Annotated in this window: 2 protein-coding genes; both read right to left on the bottom strand. The window is 33.3% G+C overall.

The features are described 5' to 3' along the window. On the bottom strand, positions 1-216 hold a 216-nt coding region (locus KEM09_RS21805; protein WP_212232071.1), incomplete at its 3' end, for a hypothetical protein. 303 nt (positions 217-519) lie between these two features. Next, positions 520-1005, bottom strand: coding sequence for a hypothetical protein (locus KEM09_RS21800; protein ID WP_212232069.1), 486 nt, complete (start codon positions 1003-1005; stop codon positions 520-522). Positions 1006-1257 lie beyond the last annotated feature (252 nt).

Raw genomic sequence — 1257 nt, 5'->3', positions numbered from 1 at the left:
TAAAATGATGGATAAAGTTTTATTATTCCAGTAGAATTGGCCTATAAGACAAACAAATAATGGCAGAATAAAAGAAAGAAGAGCTATATCCCATCCATCAATTGAATTTTGAATCAGGTTATATCTTGTGACTTCAAATAGTAATAATCCAATTGAAACTATAAATATAATTTCTTGCCAATACTTTAATAATGTCTTTAGAGCTTTAGTTTTCATATTCCTTAGTATTTAAATTGCTGATTTATTTAATTTTCTCAATTATTATGAACGTCAATCTAACTCGTTTTATTTTAATTGTGTAGTATGGTGTTTTTTTGCTTGCCGCTAACGGCCCGGCTATGAAGCGTAAGGGAATGATACCCGACATCCCTGCAAAAGCTGAGTAGCCAAAGCGATTATTTTGATTTAACTTTCTTTTTAAAGCCAAATCAGCCTTTGGCGGAGTACGACTTCGCAGAGGCCCAGTAAAACTCACTGGCGCCCTTATGCTTTATGAGCCATTGTTGGGGCACGTTTTTTTTAATATTTCAGTCCTAACTCATTGATTTCCTTATCTACCTTAATCCAAGGCAATTCAGTGCTTGAAGTGTCAACGGGTTCAATTATACTTAAGAAACTTGTCAATTTTGTTACTTCAACAATTCTTCGATTATAACCCAGGGCGCCTTTATCTTGCATTTGGAATTCAATTGTTTTAAACTCAAACTGTCCGTTTTCATAAAGTATTGTTTGTGTTTTCCAATCTCCATTCCAATTAAATATTTCTGTTGTAATTCCTGTTATCAATACAGCAGATACTGTCACTATACCAACAAAATTCTTAGGTTTTTTAAAAGGCATAAAGTGCAATAGTCCATAGATTATGCCAGCAATCGTTAATACAGCACTTATATTTCTAATTATTTCTTTGGTAATTACAAGGTCTGTAAACATTGAAATTATCCAAACAATTGAAGCTATTGTCCAAAATATAAGAATCAGAAAATTTATCGTTTTCTTAATCATTTACTCATGCATTTTTTTTCAAATATGTTGTGTTGTCGCGTCAAAATCCTAACTAACGGTAAAATTTAAAGTTCATAATTCATTGTTCTATAGTACTTTTTAACTTTACCGTTCGCTTCCGAAATCAATGTCTTTCTGGAGTATAGGGTGAATGTGCCCCAACGTACAAGTGCATGATGCTGTGGCCATCTTTATTTTTTTGCGGTCATCCCCATCGATGGCCATGCATTATGCATGTTGTTAGGCGTAGTG

This window comes from Carboxylicivirga mesophila (assembly GCF_018271975.1).
In the GTDB taxonomy this organism is placed as follows: domain Bacteria; phylum Bacteroidota; class Bacteroidia; order Bacteroidales; family Marinilabiliaceae; genus Carboxylicivirga; species Carboxylicivirga mesophila.
Note: the sequence above shows the minus strand (reverse complement) of the source record. Positions and strands in the feature narration are given on the sequence as shown.